We start from the raw sequence: 19,248 nt of genomic DNA, 5'->3' as shown, positions 1-19,248 counted from the left end.
AGGAGCGACGGTGGAGATCCACCAGATACCGGCACTCGCAGACCTCGTCCGGACAGGACAGCCACAACCCGCGTGGGCACAACTCATGACAGAGAAACGGCGAAAGACACTCATCGTCTGCATTCCCTGCCACGACACCATCCACGCGCCGATCCCAACCACGAAATCCACGCAGTAATCACCAGAGAGCCGGATGCGAGGAAACCCGCACGTCCGGTTCGGGCCGGGGGCCGCCGGAAAAGCACCCGCCACATCGGCGGGCACCTCGCCGGCGGCCTACCGGGGCACGGCGGTCGAGGAGCAGGCCGGGGCGGCGCGGGACCACGTCGACTCCGGGGCGTACCTCGCCGAGCTGGCGGCCGTGGTCGGCCACCGCACCTGACCCCGGCCGAGCGGCTCTACGGCGCCCGGGGCTCGACCACCGCGCCCCGGGCCGCGGGGGCGCTGAGGCTCAGGCGTCCAGGGCGATCGTCGCCGCGACGACGGCGCCCAGTTCGCGGCAGGCGTCGCGGGCGCGGGCGTCGGGTGCCCCGGTGACCTGCACGGGCGCGGCGACCGCGGTCCAGCCCAGCGCGTCGGCGACCGACCGGACCGAGCCCACCGCACCGTCCAGGCCGAGGTTGCCGTGCACGTAGAACCCGTAGGGCAGGCCCCGGGTGTCGCGCTCGCAGACGTAGAAGACCTGGTCGAAGAAGTGCTTGAGGGCACCGGACATGTAGCCGATGTTCGCCGGGGTGCCCAGCACCACGGCGTCGGCGGCGAGCAGGTCCGACGCCGTGGCCGCCAGCGCGGCGCGGCTGGCGACCTCCACGCCGGTGATCTCCGGGTCGGCCGCCCCGGCCAGCACCGACTCGAGCAGCTCCGCCGTGGCCGGGGAGGGGGTGTGGTGCACCACCAGCAGACGCGTCACCGTCCGAGCATCCTCCGGGTGGCGCCCAGCAGGGCGGCGAGGTCGCGGACGTCACCGGCACCGAGGCCGTCGAGCCGCTGGGTGAGCTCGTCGTCGACGAGGGCCGCGGCGGCGTCGAGGACCCGCCGGCCCGGCGCGGTCAGCACGATCGCCGAGGACCGGCGGTCCGCGGGGTGGGCCCGGCGCTCGCACAGCCCACCGGCCTCCAGCCGGTCGACGAGCTTGCTCGCGGCGCCGACGGTGATGGCCATCGAGTCCGCGACGTCCTGGACGCGCGCGGTCGGTGTGCCCGCCACCGCCTGCAGCGCTTCGAACCTGCCCAGCGGCAGGTCCAGCTCCGCGCGCAGCCGCCGGTCGACGGCGTCCCAGAGCACGATCTCGACGCGGACGAGGTCGTCGAAGAGCCGGCGCAGATCGGTCATCGGGCCATCGTGCCGCATGCATTCCGCGGATTCATCTTCCTGGGAATCATCTTCCGCGGAATGGTGTTGGGGCGGGTGCCGTCCTGGAAGGAGTCCCCATGCCCGTCACCACCACGGTCCCGGCGACGATGCGCGCCGTCGTGCTGGACGCCCCCGGCCCGCCGGAGGCACTGCGCGTCCGCGAGCTGCCGGTGCCGGTACCCGCAGCGGGCGAGGTGCTGATCCGGGTCACCGCGTTCGGGCTCAACCGCTCGGAGCTGCACACCCGCCTCGGCCTCGCCGACGGCGTGACGTTCCCGCAGGTGCCCGGCATCGAGGCCACCGGCGTGGTGGCGGCGTGCCCCGGTGGCGAGTTCGCCCCGGGGCAGCAGGTCATTGCCATGATGGGCGGCATGGGTCGCACCTTCGACGGCGGCTACGCCGAGTACACGCGCGTGCCCGTCTCCCAGGTGCTCCCGTTCCGCAGCGACCTCGACGCCGCCACCCTCGGCGCGGTGCCGGAGATGCTGCAGACCGCCCACGGCGCGCTCACCGTCGGGCTGGACGTCCGGGCCGGCCAGACGCTGCTGGTGCGGGGCGGCACCTCCGCGGTCGGGCTGGCCACCGCGGTGCTGGCCAAGCAGCGCGGGCTGACCGTGCTGGCGACCACCCGCGACCTCGCCCGCGCCGACGTGCTCGAACGGGCCGGCGTCGACCACCCTGTCCTCGACGACGGCGCGGTGGCCGAGCGGGTCCGCGCGATCGTGCCCGGCGGCGTGCACGCCGCGCTGGAGCTGGTCGGCACCCCGACGCTGCCCGAGACCCTGGCCGCGACGCGGGTGCACGGCGTGGTCTGCTTCGCCGGGATGCTGTCCAACCGGTGGACCGTGCCCGACTTCTACCCCATCGGGTACCTGCCCCGCGGGGTCCGGCTCACCGGCTACTCCGGCGACGCCTCGGACCTGCCGGTCGACGTCCTGCAGGGCTTCCTCGACGACGTCGCCGCCGGGTCGGTCGCGGTGCCGCTCGCGCGGACCTTCGACCTGGACGGGATCGTGGAGGCGCACCGGCTGATGGAGCACGGCAGCGCGGGCGGGAAGCTCGTCGTCCTGCCCTGACGGCGGCGTCGTCCGTGCCCGACCGGGTGGCGCCGCGATCCACCCGCCCGACGGACAATCCCGCGCATGGACGACACCAACGGCGGCGGCCGACCCGCGCCGACCGGCGCCGACCGGCGGCGGTGGCGCCGCATGCTCGCCGACGAGCGGGAGGAGGCCGCGGTCTACCGCCAGCTGGCCGCCCGCCGCGACGGCGAGGAACGGGAGATCCTGCTCGCGCTGGCGCGGGCCGAGGAGCGCCACGCCGCGCACTGGGCGGGGCTGCTGGGCGACACGGCGGGCACCGGGCGCGGGTCGCTGCGGCTGCGGCTGCTGGCCCTGCTGGCCCGGCGGTTCGGCTCGGTGTTCGTGCTGGCGCTGGCCCAGCGCGCGGAGACCCGCTCGCCGTACTGGCGCACGGCCGACGCGTCACCGGCCATGGCCGCCGACGAGCGGGTGCACGAGGAGGTCGTGCGCGGCCTGGCGGTGCGGGGGCGGGCGCGGGTGTCGGGCACGTTCCGGGCCGCGGTGTTCGGCGCGAACGACGGGCTGGTGAGCAACCTGTCGCTGGTGCTGGGCGTGATCGGCGGCGGGGTGTCCAGCGGCACCGTGGTGCTCACCGGGCTGGCCGGGCTGCTGGCCGGGGCGCTGTCGATGGGGGCGGGGGAGTTCGTGTCGGTGCGCTCGCAGCGCGAGCTCCTGGCGGCGTCGGCCCCCGACGTCCACGACGCCGACACCGTCCTGCGCAGGCTCGACATCGACGCCAACGAGCTGGCGCTGGTGTACCGGGCGCGCGGGCTGCCCGAGGCGCGGGCCCGCGCCCGGGCCGAGGAGGTGCTGCGCAGCCCCGACCCGGTGGGCAGCCTGGGCGACACCGGTGGGCAGGAGCGCGCGCACGAGGTCGTCGGGTCGAGCTTCGGGGCGGCCGCGTCGAGCTTCGGGTTCTTCGCCTGCGGCGCGGCGGTGCCGGTGCTGCCGTTCCTGCTCGGCCTGGAGGGCGGGCCCGCGGTGCTGGTGGCGGGGGTGCTGGTCGGCGCGGCGCTGATGCTGACCGGGGCGACCGTCGGGGTGCTCTCGGGCGGGCCGCCGCTGCGCCGGGCGCTGCGCCAGCTGGCGATCGGGGCCGGGGCGGCCGCGGTGACCTTCGGCCTGGGGCTGCTGTTCGGGGTGGCGGTCGGGTGAGCGCCCTGCGCGGATCGCCCTCGGTCGGCACGATGGCACCCGTGGACGCCGTGGCGCGGGCGGAGCGGTTGCGCACGCTCATGCGCGGCGCCACCCCCGACGACGTGCTGGCCTTCTTCGACGGGCTGCCGCCGGTGGAGGTGGCCGACCTGCTCGGCTCATGGCGCGGCGCGGAGCTGCCGACGGGCCACCGGCTCGACGGGCTGCTCGGGCGGTTCGGGTGGCACGGCAAGCGCTTCGAGGGCGCCGACGCCGCCCACCCCCTCGTGTTCGACGACGGGCGGGGCGGCCTGGTCGAGGTGAACCCGGCCCTGGTGCCGCTCGGCCTCGTCGTCCGCCTGGCGGGCCTGCTGCGCAACCCGGTGGCCGCGGCGGCGTTCCGGGTGGTCCGGCCGTTGCTGCGGACGCGCCGGCCGCGGGCCAGGGTGCGGATGGTGCGCCACCGCGGGGTCGTGTCGGCGACGATGTGCTACGACGCCCTGCCGGTGCACGACGTCTTCCGCCGGGTCGACGACGACACCCTCCTCGGGCTGATGGACCTGCGCGGCGACGACCCGCCCTTCGCCTTCGTGCTGCGCAGGCAGCGGGCTTGACCTGAAGTCGGGGTGAGCTCCTAGCGTCGCGGCCATGAGCACCTGGGCCTACCTGTACGAGCACCCCGGCACCGATCCGGTCACCGACCGCCACGTCCTCGACCGCGCCGGGCAGCGGACCCTGCTCGTCCCGGTCCCGGACGCCGCCGCGGCCCCCGCGGTCGCGGTCGGGCTGGTCGCGGAGGGCGTCGAGCTCATCGAGCTGTGCGGCGGGTTCTCGCTGCCCGCGGCGGCGCGCGTGGTCGAGGCGGTGGGCGGGCGGGTGCCGGTCGGGCACGTCGCGTTCGCGGCCGACGCGCTGGCCGGGGCCGCCGCCTACGCCGCGTCCGCGGGCGCGGGATGACCAGGGCGCGGATGTGCGCGGCCACCGATGAGTTCCGGGGCCGCGCGATGTCATAGGGGCATGCAGACCCACACCCTCGCGCTCCCCGACGTCGACCTCGCCTACGACGTCCGCGGCCCCCTGCCCACCGCCGACGGGCGCCCGCCGCTGCTGATGATCGGCCAGCCGATGGACGCCGCCGGCTTCCGCGCGCTCGCCGAGCGCTTCACCGACCGCACGGTGGTCACCTACGACCCGCGCGGGCTGGGCCGCAGCGTCCGCAGGGACGGGCGCGTGGACCAGACCCCCGAGGTCCAGGCGGGCGACGTGCACGCCCTGATCGAGGCGCTCGGCGCCGGCCCGGTCGACCTGTTCGCCAGCAGCGGCGGGGCCGTCACCGCGCTGGCGCTGGTGGCGGCCCACCCCGGCGACGTGGTCACGCTGGTGGCCCACGAGCCGCCGATCTTCTCGGTGCTGCCCGACGCGGACGCCGCCCGGCGCGGTCACGCCCGCACCCGGGAGGTGTACCAGGCCAAGGGCGCGGGGGCGGGGATGGCGGCGTTCATGGCCTACTCGGGGTGGCAGGGGGAGTTCACCGAGGAGTACCTCGCCCAGCCCGCTCCGGACCCCGCGGCGTTCGGCCTGCCCACCGAGGACGACGGCTCCCGCGACGACCCGCTGCTGTCGGACCGGGCGCTGGCGATCGTCGAGTACCGGCCCGACGTCGCCGCGCTCGCCGCCGCGCCGACCCGCGTCGTGATCGCGGTGGGGGAGGAGACCGGCGACACCTTCACCGCGCGCACCGCGATCGGCACCGCCGCGCTGCTCGGGCAGGAGGCGACGGTGTTCCCCAGCCACCACGGCGGGTTCCTCGACGGCGAGTACGGGTGGCCGGGCAAGCCCGACGAGTTCGCCCGCACGCTGCGCGAGGTCCTGGACGCGCCACAGGGCTGACGCCCGGGCTCACCAGCGGTAGAGCTGGGCGTCGAGCTTGTGCAGCGAGTCGACGACGCTGAGCAGGTGGGCGCGCATCGTCTGCTCGGCGGCGTCGGGGTCGCCGGAGCAGACGGCGTCGATGATGGCGGTGTGCTCGCGCAGGCCCACCGCGGGCCGCCCCGGCAGGAGCGCGACCGTGTAGTGGTAGCGCACGCTCTGGATGCGCAGCCGGTCGAGCACCTGCGCGGCCGTGCTGTGCCGGGCGATCTCCTGGACCGCCCGGTGGACCTGCTGGTTGATCCGGCTGTAGGCGACGACGTCGGCGCCGTCGACGGCGGTCCGCAGCTCCTCGCCCAGTGCCCGTAGCCGGGCGCGGTCGTCGGTGCTGGCCCGCGCGGCGGCCTTGGCCGCGCACAGGCCCTCGACGACCGAGCGCGCCTCGGTGATCTCGACGGCCTCGGCGAGCGAGACGGCCCGGACCCGGGCGCCGCGGTTGCGCTCGCGCAGGACGACGCCCTCGTTCTCCAGCTGGGCCAGCGCGCTGCGCACTGCGCCCCGCGAGGCGCCGAACAGGGTGACCAGCTCGGCCTCGGGCAGGCGCTGGCCGGGGGCGAAGCGCCCCTTGACGATGCCGTCGCGCACGGCCTCGACCACGTCGGCGACCCGTTCGCCCGCTCCCGACTCCACCGGGGCCACGGCGCCGGTGGGACCGGCGGGACGCGGCATCGTGCCACCGTCGGCGGTCATGTGGTCCCCTTCGTGCTCCGCTGCACGCGCGGGCGGTGAGCAGGTCCGGCCGAGCCTACCTGCCGTGCAAATCGTTAACAATCTGGTTGCCACTTTCGGGCGCGCTGGTTATCGTCCATTCCACCGCAGCTCAGAGGTGTCAAGGAGGACCCCGTGGAGCTAGCCCAGGCGTGGTCACCCGTACACCGACCGTGCACTGCCGCCACCGCCGGGCCGCCCCGGCGCCCCCCTTCCTGACGCGCGCCGGCCACCCCCGAGGGGCCCGGCCGCGACCCCGCGGCCCGACGTGCGCCGCCCGACGGGCCGCACCGACCCGACTGACCGTCCACCACCGTTCAGAGAGGCCGACGATGCTCTCAACACAGGACAACGAGCTGCTCACCCGCGTCGGGCCGGGCACCCCCATGGGTGAGCTGCTGCGCCGCTACTGGACGCCGGCCCTGCTGGTCAGCGAGGTCCCCACCCCCGAGTGCGACCCCGTGCGCGTGCGGTTGTTCGGCGAGGACCTGGTCGCGTTCCGCGACACCCGGGGCCGGGTGGGGCTGATCCAGGAGAACTGCCCGCACCGCGGCGCGTCGCTGTACTTCGGGCGCAACGAGGCCGGCCCCGACGGCACGTGCGGGCTGCGCTGCCCGTACCACGGTTGGCAGTTCGACGCGGACGGCGCGTGCATCGACATGCCGTCCGAGCCGCCGACGAGCACGTTCAAGGAGCGGGTGCGGGCCAAGGCCTACCCCGTGCACGAGTCCGGCGGCATCGTCTGGACCTACATGGGCCCGCCGGACAAGCAGCCCCCCTTCCGCGACTTCGGCACCGAGACGCTGCCCCCGGAGCGGACCGCGGCCACCAAGCTGCACACCACCTGCAACTGGGTGCAGGCCATGGAGGGCAACCTCGACACCAGCCACATCTCCTGGCTGCACCAGTGGGACGGCGTCGAGCAGATCCCCGACGACGGCAGCGACAAGCCCGGCTACCCGACCAACGCCATGTCGTGGAAGTTCTGGCGCCACGACCGCGCGCCCCGCCTCGAGATCGAGGACACCTGGTACGGGTTCAAGTACGTCGGCATCCGCACCACCCCCAACGGCCACCAGCACGTGCGGATGAGCGCGTTCTGCTACCCGTTCAACACGGTGATCGCCTCGGTGCCCTTCAGCACCCAGCACGGGCTCTTCGTGCCCATCGACGACCACAACACCTGGCGCTACAGCTTCTCCACCCGCGAGCACCCCGGGATGGAGGAGGTCGGCGGGCAGAACCTGTTCGCGCTCAGCCCGTTCGAGTTCGGCCCGGCCGAGGTCGGGCGCAACGGGATCATCCCGCGCCGCTACACCGCCGAGAACGACTACGGCATCAACCGCGAGGAGCAGCGGCACCTGACCTTCTCCGGGGTGCGGGAGTTCATCAGCCAGGACTTCATGGTCACCGAGTCGATGGGCCGGATCTACGACCGCTCCCAGGAGCGGCTGGGCACCACGGACAAGGCGATCATCCGCATGCGCAGGCTGCTGCTGGCCGCGGCCAAGCGGGTGGCCGAGGGCCAGGACGCCCCGGCCGTCGAGGGCGACCTGGACTACCGCAGCATCCGGTCCGGGGAGAAGATCCTCGAACCGGGCGAGGACTGGCGCGAGCTCGGCACCGACGCGGACCCGATGGTCCAGCGCTACGACGCCGACTCCACGCGCACCCCGGTCGCGGGCAGCTGACCCCGCGGACCGGCGAGGCATCCCGATGACCGACACCATGCCGGTCGGCTCGACCGGCGCCCCGCCCGCCGGGCCGGCGGGCCCGGCCGGCCCGCGCCGGGCCGGCAAGCGCAGGCACACCTCGCGCTACGTGCGCGCCCGGCTGACCCACCTGCTGCTGGTCCTGCTGGCGGTCACCTTCCTGTCGTTCGTGGTGGTCGACCTGCTGCCCGGCGACGCCGCGGTCGTGGTGGCCGGCGAGAACGCCACCCCCGAACAGGTCCAGGAGGTCCGCGAGACGCTCCAGCTCGACCGGCCCCTGCTGATCCGCTACGTCGACTGGCTGGGCGGCGTGCTCACCGGCGACCTGGGCAGCTCGTTCCGCACCGGGCAGCCGGTGCTGGAGGCGCTGGGCGAACGGATCCCGGTCTCGCTGCAGCTGGCCGTGGTCGCCCAGCTGCTGGCGCTGGTGATCGCGGTGCCGCTGGCGGTGTACTCGGCCTACCGGCCCGGCCGGCTGGTCGACCGCACGACGATGACCCTCGGCTTCGCCGGCGCGGCGATGCCGCAGTTCGTGCTGGGCATGGTGCTGATCGTGGTGTTCGCCGGCGGGTTCAGCAGCGTCCTGCCGGCGACCGGCTACACGTCGTTCTTCGACGATCCGCTGGCCAACCTCAGATCGATCATCCTGCCGTGCGTCACGCTGATGGTCGCCGAGGCCGCGGTGTACCGCCAGCTCCTGCGCTCGGACATGATCTCCACGCTGCAGGAGGACTTCATCCTGATGGCCCGGTCCAAGGGCCTGCGGCCGCGGGCGATCCTGCTGCGCCACGCGCTGCGGCCCTCGTCGTTCTCGCTGATCACGCTGTCGGGGGTGAACCTGGGCCGGCTGATCGGCGGCACGGTCATCGTCGAGACGCTGTTCGCGATCCCCGGCCTGGGCCAGCTCATCGTGCAGGCGGTGTTCAACCGCGACTACCTGATCCTGCAGGGCGCGCTGCTGTTCGTCGCGGTCGCCTACGTCGCGATCAACATGCTGATCGACCTGCTCTACCTGGTCCTCGACCCGAGGGTGCGCCGCGATGTCTGAGGTCCAGCTCACCGCGGCGGCACCGCCCGCCGCGCCGGCCACCGCCGTCCGCCGGGCCGGGCGCGCGTCGTGGGGCTACTGGGTGGCCTGGACCTGGCTCGGGTCGGTCATCCTGGCCGCGCTGTTCGCGCCGCTGCTGCCGCTGTGGGACCCGGCCGTGCCGGACTACTCCAACGTGTTCGGCGGCATCACCCCGCAGCACTGGCTGGGCGGCGACACGCTGGGCCGCGACACGTTCTCCCGGGTCGTCTACGGCGCGCGGGCCTCGCTGCTGGTCGGCATCTGCGCGGTCGGGCTGGGGGCCGTCGTCGGGGGCGTCCTCGGCATGGTCGCCGGGTACTTCCGGGGCCGCATCGAGAAGCTGCTGACCTGGATCGCCGATGTCGTGCTGGCCTTCCCCGGGCTGGTCCTGATCATCGCGATCGTCGCGGTGCTGGGGGCGAGCCTGACCAACCTGATCGCCGGGCTGGCGATCCTGTCGGTGCCCACCTTCATCCGGCTGTCGCGGGCGACCACCCTGGTGGTGGCCCAGCGCGAGTTCGTGCAGGCCGCGCGGGCCTACGGCTGCCGGCCGCTGCGGATCATCGCCCGGGAGATCGCGCCGAACGTCGTGCTCCCGGTGGCCGCCTACGCGTTCATCATGGTCGGGGTCTTCATCGTGGTCGAGGGCTCGCTGAGCTTCCTCGGGCTGGGCATCCCGCCGCCCACGCCGAGCTGGGGCGGCATGATCGCCGCCGGCCGGACCGAGCTGCTGCGCTTCCCGCACATCTCGCTGTTCCCCGCCGCGGTCATGTTCCTGACCGTGCTGTCGATCAACTACATCGGCGAGCGCACCCGCAAGCAGTTCGAGGTCAAGGAGAGCAACCTGTGACCGCCGCCGCCGACGACCCGCTGGCCCTGCCGGACCCGGTCGAACCCCCCGCAGCGCCGGGGGAGCCGCTGCTGGTCGCCGACGACGTCACCGTCCGGTTCCACACCCGCAACGGCGTCGTGCACGCCGTCGACGGGGTCTCGCTGGATCTGCGCGAGGGGGAGGTGCTCGCCGTCGTCGGCGAGAGTGGTTCGGGCAAGACCGTCTTCACCCGCCGGCTGATGGGGCTGGTGACCGGGGGCCGGGGCACCGAGGTGGGCGGCAGCGTCCGCTTCGCCGGCACCGACCTGACGACCCTGTCCGCGGCGCGGCTGTCGCGGATCTGGGGCGCGGAGATCGCGCTGATCCTGCAGGACCCGATGACCTCGCTGAACCCGGTCAAGCGCATCGGCGCGCAGATCACCGAGTCGATCCTGCTGCACCGCAAGGTGTCCAAGACCGAGGCCGCCAAGCGCGCGGTCGAGCTGCTGCGCTCGGTGGGGCTGTCCGAGCCGGAGCGGCGCGTCCGCCAGTACCCGCACGAGCTGTCCGGCGGGATGCGCCAGCGGGTCACCATCGCCATCGCGCTGGCCTGCGACCCGCGCCTGCTGCTGGCCGACGAGCCGACGACCGCCCTGGACGTCACCGTCCAGGCCCAGATCCTCGACCTGCTGGCCGACCTGCAGGCCCGCAGCGGGATGGCGATGCTGCTGGTCACCCACGACCTGCGGGTCGTGCGCAGCCGCTCGCACCGCATCGCGGTGATGTACGCCGGGCGGATCGTGGAGACCGCCCCCACCAGCACCCTGTTCGCCGACCCCCTGATGCCCTACACCGAGGCGCTGATGAACGCGGTGCCCCCGGTGACCGGGCCCAACCACGTCCGGCTCCAGGTGATCCCCGGCCGGCCGCCCGACCTCATCCGCCCACCGGCGGGCTGCAAGTTCAGTCCCCGTTGCCCCTACGCGCAGGACCGCTGCCTCACCGAGGAGCCCCCGCTGCGCGACGCCGAGCCGTCCGGTCCGGACGCGCCCGTGCACCGGTACCGCTGCTGGTTCCCGGTGGGCTCCCCCGCCTGGGCCGAGGCCAAGGCCCGCAACATCGAGCGCGGCAGCAGCGCGGCCGGCACTCCCGTCACCGAGGAGATGGTCCTGACATGAGCAGGTTCGCGAGGTCCCGCCCACTGGCCGTGCTCACCGCGTTGCTCAGCGCGGGGGCGCTGGCCGCGTGCGGCGCCGCCCCGGGCATCAACGGCGCAGGCGGCGCCCCGGGCGAGGCCGGCGGCACGATCCGCACGGTCAACCCCCACGGCGGCGACGCGTCCGCCGAGGGCCAGCCCAAGGACGGCGGCACGCTGGTCATGGGCACCGACCGGGAGGCCGTCAGCTTCGACCCCACCACCCAGAACACCAACCAGGCCGCGCTGGCCGTCTACGACTCGCTGCTCAAGCTCAACGACGCCGGTGAGCCCGAGCCGTACCTGGCGCAGTCGATGGAGTCGACCGACGACGGCCTGACCTGGCGGATGGGCCTGCGCCCCGGCGTGCAGTTCTCCGACGGCACCCCGCTGGACGCCGCCGCGGTGGTCCTGAACGTGCAGCGCCACATCGACAAGACGTCCTCGCCGGGCAACCGCTACGCCACCCAGATCGCCTCGATGACCGCCGTCGACCCGCAGACCGTGGAGTTCGTGCTCAAGGCGCCCTTCGGGGCCTTCCCGTCGGTGTTCGCGCTGAACTTCACCGCCGGCAACCTGGGCGCGATCATCTCGCCCGCGGCGATCCAGCAGCACGGCGACCAGGTCGGCAACAACCCGGTCGGCGCCGGCCCGTTCGTGCTGTCGGACTGGGTGCGCGACTCGAAGATGACGTTGACGAAGAACCCGAACTACTGGCAGGCCGACAAGGGCCTGCCCCACCTCGACGCCCTGGAGTTCCGCCCGCTTCCCGACACCGAGACGCGCTACGCCTCGATCGAGAACGGCGACGTCGACCTGATCTTCGGCGGCTACCACACCGAGCTGCTGCGCGGTCTGCAGAACCCCAACCTGAGCGTCTACTACGGCCCGGGCAACGGAGCGGAGTACGTGTACTTCAACTTCCAGCGCGCCCCCTTCGACGACCGGCGCATGCGCGAGGCGTTCGTGCGCGGCATCGACCTGAACGCGCTGGCCGCCACCCAGTACCGCGGCGAGATGGCGCAGGCCAAGGGCTGGTTCGGCGACGACAGCCCCTACACCACGCCGGAGGCCACGCAGGCGTGGCCGGCGTTCGACGTGGAGCGGGCCAAGGCGCTGGTGGCCGAGTACAAGGCCGACGGCGGCAGCACCACGGTGAGCTACAAGTCGACCAACGCGCCGAACCGGGTGGCGTTCTCGGAGTTCCTGCAGGCGCAGATGGCCGCCATCGGGATCGACCTGCAGCCCCAGTTCTTCGACCTTGCGCAGTACTCGTCCAGCGTCGTGCAGAGCAAGGACTTCCAGGTCGCGGGCTGGGTCGGCGGGCCGGTGGACGTGCCCTACCCGGCCATCCAGAACCTGCTGCGCACCGGCGGCAACACCAACTACGGCTCCTACTCCAACCCCGAGGTCGACGCCCTGCTCGACAAGGCGGCCGCGACCACCGACGAGGCGGAGCGGACCCAGGCCTACCAGCGGGCCCAGCTGCTCACCAACCAGGACATCCCCGTCGCCTACTACAGCCGCGGCTACCTCTCCACGATCGCCAAGCCGGAGGTCAAGGGCGTGGTGCGGTACCTGACCCGTGACCAGTTCTTCGCCACGACCTGGCTCGACCGGTGACGGCGGCGGACGTGGCCTCGCCCTCCCCGGTGGCACCGGACGTCACCGACGACGTCGTGCTGCGGCTGGAGGACCTGGTCGTGGAGTTCCGGGCCGGCAACGGCGGCACCGTGCACGCGGTGTCGGGCATCAGCCTGGAGGTGCGGCGCGGGGAGACGCTGGGCCTGGTCGGCGAGTCCGGCTGCGGCAAGTCGACGACCGGCCGGGCCATCATGCAGCTGCCCCGCCCGACCAGCGGCTCGGTGCTGTTCGAGGGCCGCGACCTGGCCACCATGTCCGGCGAGGAGCTGCGCCGGGTGCGGCCCAAGCTCCAGATGATCTTCCAGGACCCGATCTCGTCGCTGAACCCGCGCCGGCGCATCACCGACATCGTCGGCGACCCGCTGGTCGTGTGGGGCCGCGGCGACCAGCGGGCCAAGGTCGTCCCGGAGGTGCTCGAGGCGGTCGGCCTCGACCCCGAGCAGGTGGCCGACCGGCGCCCGCACCAGTTCTCCGGCGGGCAGTGCCAGCGCGTGTCCATCGCCCGCGCGCTGGTGCTCGACCCGGAGGTGCTGATCTGCGACGAGCCGGTCTCCGCGCTGGACGTCTCGGTGCAGGCGCAGATCCTCAACCTGCTCGAGGACATGAAGCGCCGCTACGGGCTGACCCTGCTGTTCATCGCCCACGACCTGGGCGTGGTGCGCAACATCAGCGACCGGGTCGCGGTGATGTACCTGGGCCGGATCTGCGAGCTGGGCGAGACCCGGGCGCTGTTCGACACCCCGGTGCACCCCTACACGCGCCTGCTGGTCTCCTCGATCCCGACCATGCAGGACGTCGCCGACCTCGAGCAGATCGACCGGGGCGGCGGCGAGATGCCCTCGCCGATGGACCCACCCAGCGGTTGCCGGTTCCGCACCCGCTGCCCGCTGGCCACCGAGCGGTGCGCGGACGAGACCCCGCTGATGCGCGAGGTGCTCCCGGGCCGGTTCGCCGCGTGCCACCACCCGATCCTCGACCACGCGCCCGAGCACTCCGGGGCGCCGGCGGCCGAGAAGGCGGCCGGGAAGACGACCGGGACGACAGCGCTGCCGCGCAACGGGCAGCCCAGCAGGGAGGACGCCTGATGCCGCACGACCCCACCGCCGCCAACTCCGCGTTGGCCGCGGCCGGTCTGGTCGCCATCGACGTGCACACCCACGTGCACTTCTCGACCAGCCGCGCGCTGAGCGAGGAGGGCGGCGCGCGGATGTCGGAGATGAAGGAGCACTTCAAGTCCGACGTGCTCGGCATGGACGTGCGCCAGCTCGCCGCGTACTACCGCGAGCGGAAGATGGCCGCGGTCGCGTTCACCATCGACTCGCTGGGCGACGTGGCCGAGCACGCGCCGACCAACGAGGAGATCGGCGAGGCGGGCGCGGAGTTCCCGGACGCGATCATCCCGTTCGGGAGCGTGCACCCGCAGCGCGGCAAGGCGGGCGCGAAGATCGCCCGGCGGCTCATCGAGGACCACGGCATCCGCGGGTTCAAGTTCCACCCCAGCACCCAGGAGTTCTACCCGAACGACCGGGTCGCGTTCCCGATCTACGACGTGCTGGCCGAGTACGGGGTGCCCGCGCTGTTCCACACCGGGCAGAACGGAGTGGGCGCGGGCACGAAGGGCGGGGGCGGCATCCGGTTGAAGTACTCCGACCCGCTGTTCCTCGACGACGTGGCCGTCGACTTCCCGGACATGCCGATCATCATGGCGCACCCGTCGTTCCCCTGGCAGGACACGGCGCTCGCGGTGGCCACGCACAAGGCCCAGGTCTACATCGACCTCTCGGGCTGGTCGCCGAAGTACTTCCCGGCCCAGCTGGTGCAGTACGCGAACACGCTGCTCAAGAACAAGGTGCTGTTCGGCACCGACTTCCCGCTGTTCACCCCGGAGCGGTGGATGGCCGACCTGGAGAAGACCGAGGTCCGCGACTCGGTCAAGCCCGGGATCATGCTGCACAACGCGGCGCGCCTGTTCGGGATCACGCTGCCCGAGCCGGCGGGCGACGGCGCGGGGGCGCGGTGAGCGACAGCACCCCCGCGAGCCTCCCCGACGACCTCCCCGACAACCTCCCCGACAACTTCGCGTCGCAGTTCGAGCTGATCGCCGACCTGGCGCCCGACCGCCCGGCGGTGCTCTGCGGCGACCGCACCCTCACCTGGGCGGAGTTCGACGAGCGGGCCGACCGGCTGGCCGGGCACCTGGCCGCGGCCGGTGTCCGCGACGGCGACCGCTTCGGGCTCGCCGCCCGCAACTCGCCCGAGTACCTGGTGGCGCTGCACGCCCTGTTCAAGGTCGGCGCCACCCAGGTCAACATCAACTACCGGTACCGGGCGGGGGAGGTGCGCCACCTGCTGGCCAGCTCCGGGGCCCGCGGGGTGATCGCCGACGCCGACCTGGTCGACGTGGTCACCGAGGCGGCCGACGGGCTACCCGCGTGCGACGTGCTGGTCATCGTGGCGCCGAGCGGCGGCTTCGGCCCCGCCGCCGACACCGCCGAGCGCCTCCCGCGCCGGCCCCGCGGCGACACCGAGTGGCTGCTCTACACCGGCGGCACCACCGGCTACCCCAAGGCCGTCACCGGCCGCCACGCCGAGCGGCTGCGGGCCGTGCGCTCCGGCGGGCTCACCGCGCTGGGGCTCGACCCCGCCGACGGGATGGCGGCGCTGCGCCGGGCCCTGGAGATCGACCCGTGGGGCCCGGGCGGCGTGGTGGCCCTGCCTGCGCCGCCGCTGATGCACGGCACCGGCCTGTACTCCGCGCTCGGCGCGCTGGCCGCGGGCTCGCCGGTGGCGCTGCTGCCCGGACGCACCACGACCGGCGCCGACCTCGTCGCGGCGATCGAGCGGCACGGCGTCACCGAGGTGACGATCGTCGGCGACGCGTTCGCGCTGCGGCTGCTCGACGCCCTGGACGCCGCGGCCGCCGAGGGGCGCGCGCCACTCATCCCGACGCTGCGCCGGATCCGCAGCGTCGGGGCGGTGTGGAGCCCGCCGGTCAAGCGCAGGCTGCTCGCGCACGCCGACCTCTCCCTGCACGACACCATCGCCGCGTCCGAGGGCGGGGTGTACGCGCTGTCCGTGCTCACCCGGGCCGACGCCGAGGACGGGGCCGGCACGTTCACCCTGGCCCCCGGGGCCCGGCTGCTCGACCACGACGACCGCGACATCCGGCCCGACTCCGACGAGATCGGGATGCTGGCCGCGCCGGTGGTGGCCGGGGCGGGCTACGAGGGCGACGAGGAGAAGACCGACGCCGCCTTCAAGGACATCGACGGCGTGCGCTACTCCATCCCCGGCGACATGGCCCGCTTCGGCCCCGGCGGTCGGCTGGTGCTGCTCGGCCGGGGCAGCTCGGTGATCAACACCGGCGGCGAGAAGGTCTACGCCGACGAGGTCGAGCTGGTGCTGCGCGACCACCCCGCCGTGCGCGACGCCGTGGTCCTCGGCGTGCCCGACCCGCAGTGGGGCAGCGTCGTGGCCGCGGTCGTGGCGCTCGAGCGGGGCAGCACGGCGACGGAGGACGAGCTGGCCGGGTTCGTCGCGCAGCGGCTGGCCGGCTACAAGAAGCCGCGCCGGATCGCCCTGGTCGACGAGGTGCGCAGGCTCAACACCGGCAAGAACGACCTGAACTGGGCGAGGTCGCGGTTCGCCGCGCCGGCCGCCCGATGAGGGCGGGCCGGCGCAGCGGTTGGTGGGTGGTGGTGGGCGGCTCGGTGCTGCTCACCCTGCAGAACGGTCTGATCATGAGCGCCTTCGGCGCCTACCTGGTGGCCATCACGGCCGACACCGGGTGGGCGCCGGGGGTGATCGCGCTCGGGTACGCGGTGCTGCAGCTGGGCAACGGGTTCATCGCCCCGCTCACCGGCTGGGCCTGCGACCGGTTCGGCACGCGGGCGGTGGCCCGCACCGGCAACGTGGTCACCGCGGCGGGCTTCGCGCTGGCCGGGACGACTGGGCAGGCGACGCACTTCGTGGCGGCGGTGGTCGTCATCGCGCTGGGCCTGTCGGCGGCCGGGATCATGCCGCTGACGGTCGCAGTGGTCCAGGCGCTGCCCCGGCGGCGCACGCTCGCGCTCGGGCTGCTGCCCACCGGCATCGCCGTGGGCGGGCTGGCCGTCCCGCTGGTCGCGCTGGCCCTGGACGCCGTGGGCTGGCGGGTCACGTTCTTCGGCGTCGCCGCGGTCATCCTGGTGGTGGGCCAGCTGGCCGGGGCCGTGCTGCCCACCGAGGGGGCGGCGGCGCGGGTGGCCGCGTCGGTCGCCAGCGCCCGGACCGCCGCCGGATCCGCCGCTGAGCCCGCCGTCGAGCCCGCGGCCCGGGCCGACCACGACCTGCGCGGTGCGCTGCGCACCTCGGCGTTCTGGCTGCTCGTGCTGGGCCACGGCTCGGCGCTCGTGGCGATCAGCGCGGTGAACCTGCACCTCGTGCCGCTGCTGACCCACGACCGCGGGCTGTCGCTGGCCGCCGCGGGCGTGGCGATGGGCGTGCTGTCGATGGCCCAGCTGGTCGGGCAGGTGGTGACCGGCCTGATCGGCGACCGGGTCGACAAGCGCCGCCTGGCCGCCGCCTGCATGGTGGTGCAGACGGCGGTGCTGGTGCTGCTGGCGCTGGCCCCGGACCTGCCGACGCTGCTGGCCGCGGCGGTGGTGCACGGCCTGACGTGGGGCCTGCGCGGGCCGGTGATGACCTCGCTGCGCACCGACTACTTCGGCCTCGGCTCGTTCGGCACGATCATGGGCTGGTCGATGGGGTTCGTCTCGGTCGGCCTGGTCGTCGGCCCGCTGCTGGTCTCCGCGCTGGAGGCGGGCGCGGGCTACCCGGTCGCGTTCGGCGCGCTGGCCGTCGTCACCGGGGCGGGCTCGCTGGCGTTCCTGGTGCTGCGCGAGCCGCGTCCGGTGCCGCGCCCGGTCACCTGCGGGCAGGCCGGCTGAGGGAGGTCGCGGCGCGCCGGCTCAGCAGGCGGTGTAGTGGTCGAGCCCGACCCGGGGGACCTCCCAGCCGATGCTGAACTCCACCCGGCGCTCCTCGCCGTCGGGGGCGTCCGGGTCGGCGAACACGGCCTGGTGGGACCCGCCGGTGGGTAGCTGGTCCAGCGTGGTCACCACGCCCGCGGTGTCGCCGTGCGCGCCGACCCAGCCGCGCACCATCCGCCGGTAGTAGTCGACCGCCTCGCCCCACTCGCGGAACCGGTGCTCCTCGTCCACGCCGGTGACCAGCCACATGCCGCATCTCCCGTGCCGTCGGCGGTGCTGTCCGTGGTGCCGGTGGCGGGGTGCCGCCCTCGCCCGCCGCCGGCCCCATTTGACCACGCCGCGGCGCGGCCCACACCCCCCGCCGCGGCTCAGGCGTCCGCGGCACCGATCGTGCGCGCCGCCCGCACGACGACCCGCCGGAACCACTCGTGGGCCGGTTCCCCGGTGTGGCGCTCGTGCCACCACAGCCGCGAGACCAGCGGCTCAAGCGGGGCCGGGGGGTCGAGCACGCGCAGGCCGAGCCGCTCGGCGTAGAGCCGGGCCAGTCGCTCCTGGACCAGCGCGATCCGGTCGGTCGAGGCCACCAGGAACGGCACGGCCTGGTAGCTGTCGACCCGCACCCCGACGGTCGGGCGCAGCCCCAGCGCGGCCAGCTGGCCGCTGACCGGCACGACCGACGGGAACTCCGAGTCGCGGTGGTAGGGCACGACCCAGCTGGCGTCGCGGACGTCGTCCTCGGTCAGGGTCGCGCCGAAGCGCGAGCCGCGCCCGGCCACGCACACCCAGCGGTCGCGGAACAGCGCCGCCGAGCGGATCTCGGGCACCCGGAAGCGGGCGTTCGGGGTGGAGACGACGGCGTCGACGGTGCGGATCGTCTGCGCGATCCGCGCCGAGAGCGCCTCGCGCACCAGCACCAGGTTGAGCCGGACGTGCGGGGCCTGCTCCGCGGCGGTGGCGGCCAGCCGCTCCCCGAGCACGGCGATCGCGTAGTCCGACAGCACGATCGTGAACTCCCGGTGCGAGGTCGCCGGGTCGAACTGCGCCCCGGTCGTCAGCAGCGCCTCGATCCCGTCGCAGACCACCTCGACCCGGTCGGCCAGCTGGTGGGCCAGCGCGGACAGCTCGTAGCCGCCCGGGGCGCGGACCAGCAGCTCGTCGTCGAAGTGCTTGCGCAGCCGGGCGAGCGCGGCGCTGGCGGCGGGCTGGGAGAGCCCGACGCGCTGCGCGGCCCGGGTCACGTTCCGCTCGCGCAGCAGCTCGCGCAGGATGCCGAGCAGGTTCAGGTCCAGGGTGGTGAGCGGCGACGACGAGGATCCCACCGGCCAATCAAAGGCCACCGGTGATCCCGACGCCATCGAGTCGGCCCCGACCCCACCGGACGGGGTCAGCTCGACGCCGGTGCCCGGTCGCGGAACTCGCTGGGGTTGACCCCGCGCACCCGCTTGAACGCGGCGCTGAACCCGAAGGCGTCGGAGTAGCCCACGGTGCGGGCGACCTCGGCGATCGTGGCCGCCTCGCGCTCGGCCAGCAGGTCGGCCGCCAGGGTCATGCGCCAGCGGGTGAGGTAGGTCAGGGGCGGGGGGGCGCCCCCGGAGGGGGGCCGCCCTGCCCCCCGGGGCCGCGGCCCCCCCCGGCCCGCCG

General features: G+C 74.2%; 21 protein-coding genes and 1 pseudogene. 16 read left to right on the top strand and 6 right to left on the bottom strand.

The genetic code is table 11. From position 1 onward, the window contains the following. Positions 1-10 precede the first annotated feature (10 nt). Together KDL28_RS42025 and KDL28_RS02155 are read left to right on the top strand one after the other, a co-directional pair. On the top strand, positions 11-178 hold the full coding sequence (locus KDL28_RS42025; protein WP_372496859.1) for an HNH endonuclease: 168 nt from the start codon (positions 11-13) through the stop codon (positions 176-178). A 15-nt stretch (positions 179-193) separates the two neighbouring features. Beyond that, a complete protein-coding gene (locus KDL28_RS02155) occupies positions 194-382 on the top strand; it encodes a hypothetical protein (RefSeq protein WP_252435452.1) in 189 nt (62 codons plus the stop codon). Between the two features lie 69 nt (positions 383-451). Here KDL28_RS02155 and KDL28_RS02150 read toward each other — a convergent pair whose 3' ends face one another. Continuing rightward, complete coding sequence (locus tag KDL28_RS02150; protein ID WP_252435451.1) at positions 452-910, bottom strand: flavodoxin family protein; 459 nt, start codon at positions 908-910, stop codon at positions 452-454. Continuing rightward, positions 907-1,332, bottom strand: coding sequence for a MarR family winged helix-turn-helix transcriptional regulator (locus tag KDL28_RS02145; protein WP_252435450.1), 426 nt, complete (start codon positions 1,330-1,332; stop codon positions 907-909). Before KDL28_RS02145 ends, KDL28_RS02150 begins: the two co-directional genes overlap by 4 nt. A 128-nt stretch (positions 1,333-1,460) precedes the next feature. Between KDL28_RS02145 and KDL28_RS02140 the strand changes: the two genes are divergently transcribed. From KDL28_RS02140 to KDL28_RS02120, 5 genes are all read left to right on the top strand, one after another. Further along, positions 1,461-2,429 carry a zinc-binding alcohol dehydrogenase family protein gene (locus KDL28_RS02140; protein WP_252435453.1) on the top strand — a complete coding sequence of 323 codons (969 nt, stop codon included), beginning with the start codon at positions 1,461-1,463 and terminating at the stop codon, positions 2,427-2,429. A gap of 66 nt (positions 2,430-2,495) precedes the next feature. Beyond that, positions 2,496-3,590: a VIT1/CCC1 transporter family protein gene (locus tag KDL28_RS02135; protein ID WP_252435449.1), complete on the top strand. Its 1,095-nt coding sequence runs from the start codon at positions 2,496-2,498 to the stop codon at positions 3,588-3,590. 41 nt (positions 3,591-3,631) lie between these two features. After that, the gene (locus KDL28_RS02130; protein ID WP_252435448.1) at positions 3,632-4,183 is read left to right on the top strand and encodes a DUF4334 domain-containing protein; all 552 of its coding nucleotides are present in this window, start codon (positions 3,632-3,634) and stop codon (positions 4,181-4,183) included. Positions 4,184-4,217: 34 nt separating this feature from the next. Continuing rightward, positions 4,218-4,526 carry a DUF6506 family protein gene (locus tag KDL28_RS02125; protein WP_252435447.1) on the top strand — a complete coding sequence of 103 codons (309 nt, stop codon included), beginning with the start codon at positions 4,218-4,220 and terminating at the stop codon, positions 4,524-4,526. A 60-nt stretch (positions 4,527-4,586) separates the two neighbouring features. Beyond that, complete coding sequence (locus KDL28_RS02120) at positions 4,587-5,459, top strand: alpha/beta fold hydrolase (protein ID WP_252435446.1); 873 nt, start codon at positions 4,587-4,589, stop codon at positions 5,457-5,459. A 9-nt stretch (positions 5,460-5,468) separates the two neighbouring features. On the opposite strand, the gene KDL28_RS02115 is transcribed toward KDL28_RS02120, so the two are convergent. Continuing rightward, entirely contained in the window at positions 5,469-6,188 is a 720-nt protein-coding gene (locus KDL28_RS02115) for a GntR family transcriptional regulator (protein ID WP_252435445.1), read from the bottom strand. Positions 6,189-6,538: 350 nt separating this feature from the next. Between KDL28_RS02115 and KDL28_RS02110 the strand changes: the two genes are divergently transcribed. From KDL28_RS02110 to KDL28_RS02065, 9 genes are read left to right on the top strand one after another with little or no spacing between them, the layout of a single operon-like run. After that, positions 6,539-7,897 carry a Rieske 2Fe-2S domain-containing protein gene (locus KDL28_RS02110; RefSeq protein ID WP_252435443.1) on the top strand — a complete coding sequence of 453 codons (1,359 nt, stop codon included), beginning with the start codon at positions 6,539-6,541 and terminating at the stop codon, positions 7,895-7,897. A gap of 25 nt (positions 7,898-7,922) precedes the next feature. After that, a complete protein-coding gene (locus KDL28_RS02105) occupies positions 7,923-8,966 on the top strand; it encodes an ABC transporter permease (protein WP_252435442.1) in 1,044 nt (347 codons plus the stop codon). Continuing rightward, entirely contained in the window at positions 8,959-9,837 is an 879-nt protein-coding gene (locus tag KDL28_RS02100; protein ID WP_252435440.1) for an ABC transporter permease, read from the top strand. Before KDL28_RS02105 ends, KDL28_RS02100 begins: the two co-directional genes overlap by 8 nt. Further along, complete coding sequence (locus KDL28_RS02095) at positions 9,834-10,976, top strand: ABC transporter ATP-binding protein (protein ID WP_252435439.1); 1,143 nt, start codon at positions 9,834-9,836, stop codon at positions 10,974-10,976. The genes KDL28_RS02100 and KDL28_RS02095 overlap by 4 nt, the downstream gene beginning before the upstream one ends. After that, positions 10,973-12,616: an ABC transporter substrate-binding protein gene (locus tag KDL28_RS02090; protein ID WP_305882170.1), complete on the top strand. Its 1,644-nt coding sequence runs from the start codon at positions 10,973-10,975 to the stop codon at positions 12,614-12,616. Before KDL28_RS02095 ends, KDL28_RS02090 begins: the two co-directional genes overlap by 4 nt. Continuing rightward, positions 12,613-13,722, top strand: a complete 1,110-nt coding sequence (locus tag KDL28_RS02080) for an ABC transporter ATP-binding protein (RefSeq protein ID WP_252435438.1) — start codon at positions 12,613-12,615, stop codon at positions 13,720-13,722. Before KDL28_RS02090 ends, KDL28_RS02080 begins: the two co-directional genes overlap by 4 nt. Beyond that, on the top strand, positions 13,722-14,657 hold the full coding sequence (locus tag KDL28_RS02075) for an amidohydrolase family protein (protein ID WP_252435437.1): 936 nt from the start codon (positions 13,722-13,724) through the stop codon (positions 14,655-14,657). Before KDL28_RS02080 ends, KDL28_RS02075 begins: the two co-directional genes overlap by 1 nt. Beyond that, the gene (locus KDL28_RS02070) at positions 14,654-16,303 is read left to right on the top strand and encodes an AMP-binding protein (protein ID WP_252435436.1); all 1,650 of its coding nucleotides are present in this window, start codon (positions 14,654-14,656) and stop codon (positions 16,301-16,303) included. Before KDL28_RS02075 ends, KDL28_RS02070 begins: the two co-directional genes overlap by 4 nt. Positions 16,304-16,329: 26 nt before the next feature. Further along, the gene (locus KDL28_RS02065; protein ID WP_252435435.1) at positions 16,330-17,565 is read left to right on the top strand and encodes an MFS transporter; all 1,236 of its coding nucleotides are present in this window, start codon (positions 16,330-16,332) and stop codon (positions 17,563-17,565) included. A 21-nt stretch (positions 17,566-17,586) separates the two neighbouring features. On the opposite strand, the gene KDL28_RS02060 is transcribed toward KDL28_RS02065, so the two are convergent. The 3 genes and pseudogenes from KDL28_RS02060 to KDL28_RS02050 all read right to left on the bottom strand — a co-directional run. Continuing rightward, a complete protein-coding gene (locus KDL28_RS02060) occupies positions 17,587-17,856 on the bottom strand; it encodes a hypothetical protein (RefSeq protein ID WP_252435433.1) in 270 nt (89 codons plus the stop codon). A gap of 119 nt (positions 17,857-17,975) precedes the next feature. Next, positions 17,976-18,926: a LysR family transcriptional regulator gene (locus KDL28_RS02055; protein WP_252435432.1), complete on the bottom strand. Its 951-nt coding sequence runs from the start codon at positions 18,924-18,926 to the stop codon at positions 17,976-17,978. A 65-nt stretch (positions 18,927-18,991) separates the two neighbouring features. After that, positions 18,992-19,186 (bottom strand): annotated as a pseudogene (locus KDL28_RS02050) (helix-turn-helix domain-containing protein); the annotation flags it as partial. Between the last annotated feature and the right edge of the window lie 62 nt (positions 19,187-19,248).

The organism is Pseudonocardia humida, from assembly GCF_023898865.1.
In the GTDB taxonomy this organism is placed as follows: Bacteria; Actinomycetota; Actinomycetes; order Mycobacteriales; family Pseudonocardiaceae; genus Pseudonocardia; species Pseudonocardia humida.
The sequence above is the reverse complement of the archived record's forward strand: the minus strand, read 5'-3'. Positions and strand labels throughout refer to the sequence as shown.